The organism is Clostridium sp. AM27-28 (assembly GCF_003480955.1).
Lineage (GTDB): Bacteria > Bacillota > Clostridia > Lachnospirales > Lachnospiraceae > Otoolea > Otoolea fessa.
Genome location: NZ_QUJT01000030.1, coordinates 1 through 2,060 on the forward strand (window position 1 = coordinate 1; position 2,060 = coordinate 2,060).

3 protein-coding genes are annotated in these 2,060 nt (G+C 45.5%); all 3 read right to left on the reverse strand.

Annotated elements, in window-relative coordinates; genetic code table 11:
* Window positions 1-41: 41 nt before the first annotated feature.
* Complete coding sequence (locus DW720_RS15425; protein ID WP_118749814.1) at window positions 42-335, reverse strand: hypothetical protein; 294 nt, start codon at window positions 333-335, stop codon at window positions 42-44.
* Between the two features lie 89 nt (window positions 336-424).
* A complete protein-coding gene (locus DW720_RS15430; protein WP_118749815.1) occupies window positions 425-1,621 on the reverse strand; it encodes a sarcolemmal membrane-associated protein in 1,197 nt (398 codons plus the stop codon).
* 13 nt (window positions 1,622-1,634) lie between these two features.
* Entirely contained in the window at window positions 1,635-1,838 is a 204-nt protein-coding gene (locus DW720_RS15435) for a hypothetical protein (protein WP_118472711.1), read from the reverse strand.
* Window positions 1,839-2,060: the final 222 nt, after the last annotated feature.

A 2,060-nucleotide genomic window follows, 5' to 3' on the forward strand; every position in this document is an offset into this window, starting at 1 on the left:
AGCAAAGTTATCTACTATCAATTCTCCGTTAATCATCGACCTCATTCTCCTCCGGCATTATCAAACTCTTCACAAATTTCCTCGTAATACCTCTTTTCATCCGCAAAATGATCGTACACCATTTCCTCTACCATCATTTTGGCATCATGTTCACACACTTCCTTGCCGGTCAGCAAGTCCCAGTATGTATTGAGCACATTCGATGTTGTAAACCAATCTCCCTCTGAATCTCTAAACAACGCCACTATGACTTCGGGATCCTCTCCATGATGCCCGAACACAAGCGTGTGAACCACTGCGCCGTATAGTTCTTTGTTCTCTACCCACTTTTTCATAGTATCCTCCAAATTTTAAGTTTGCTCTGGAGAAAGCCCCGTTTCTTCGTAGGCATATAATCTCTTTTGCAATTCATGCATTTCATTAATCATAACCTTCCAGTTTCCGCCATACTCATTTGAACAGGTTGATTTTTCTCTTCTACCGCCCGCTTCTGTCTGATTTCTTCCAGCTCTTCCAGACGTTCCGGCTCCAACCATTTGTCAGCTTGCATTTGGTCTACAGTCTGTAAATTCTCATATCCAAAGGTAATCAGTTTCCTTTCCAATCTCTCGATTTTCTTTTCCTGCGCCTGCTGCCGCTGCTCTTTCTTCCTCGTTTGCTCGGACTTTTGCAAATCTGATTCGTGATATACAGTGATTCCATTCTGGATATCCTGTAAATCCTGCATCAAATCCCGTGCTTCCGTCCTGGCTGCCCGAACATTGAGGACTTCTGCTTTTAGGCTCTTATCTATCAGGCGATAGGAGGCGTTATTCATTTCCCACTTCTCCAAGATCTCATCCCGTTGCACTTTTACGTACGCCCGGCAGATATCCAGGCTGACAGGCTTATCAAATACCTTCAATCCTTTTGTGATGGTCGTCCACTCTTCGCCGCCAAACAAGGATAGCTGCTCTCCTTCGCGTCGCCTGCCACTTTTTTTCAGGTCGTAATATACATTGCCTTTTTTCTTGTCCAGTTCTTTGCCAAGTATCGGGCAAAAGCCATAGTTTCTTTCGCACCAGTGCGTGCACCGTTCAGGTCTATAGTTGATATGCCATTCTCTTGCGCGTTCGTTATAATATGCATGATTTCTGCACACCCGCCCATGACGTTTTTCGACCAGTTCCTTATATTTTCTTTTTTCTTCTTCCAGACGCTCGTCGTTCTTTTTCTCAACACTGGAGTCGTAATTATAATCATCCTTTGTTCGATGGCATACGCACCAGCACTGTATACACAGTCCGCCGCCTTGCATTCCATACAACTTCGGATCGTTTTGTGGACAATCTGGCTTGTCATACGGACATCTTATAAGAGGGTTATCATTTTCATGGCACCAGTCAATTCCGGCCGTTGACATGTTTCCAATCACATTTCTGCCCTTTACATACAAGCCGCAACCTGTTTTGTAGACAAAATTATCACTATATCTACGGACGTATTCAAAACCCCCATAAATGTTCTCCAGTGGGCTTTTACCATAACATCCACCGGGCAGCCTAACCTTGTCTGTCGGGAAATTGTCCACGGTGTATCCTGCTGCCAGAAGGGCTTGTGTCAAAAGATTGTACTCCGCCACTTTTCCACCTTCTTTAAATCCCTTGGCAAGGACGCATCCCGAAAAAGTTTTCCATTTGCTCCCGCAGCTCCCCCGGCGTCTTGTCATATTCTTTTGCGATGCACTTTTCGCAACATGGGTATTTGTACGCCAGTGTCTTGGATATTCTGGCATCCCAGCTATTCAGGCGCGCACCACAGCTATTGCACTCTTTATCTAACCACTTAACCCTCTTCATCTGCTATGTACTCCTCGCACGCATCCTCATCCCCCGCCGGATGCCAGTCGCAAAATTCGTCATACCAGCAGTTCCAGCATTTTCTATCATGCTCTTTCTCGTTCATCTTATCGTCTACTCCTTAACATGCAAAACAATAGTTCAACCATCGACCGCTTCCGGCGACCGCCAAAACACTTGATGGCGATCGCCAGTTTCCATTTATCCAGGTTCCCATCCAGC

Bases quoted from the DNA above. Each gene is read 5' to 3' on its own strand.
- DW720_RS15425 (WP_118749814.1), bottom strand. From the start codon at position 335: ATGAAAAAGTGGGTAGAGAACAAAGAACTATACGGCGCAGTGGTTCAC.
- DW720_RS15435 (WP_118472711.1), bottom strand. From the start codon at position 1,838: ATGAAGAGGGTTAAGTGGTTAGATAAAGAGTGCAATAGCTGTGGTGCG.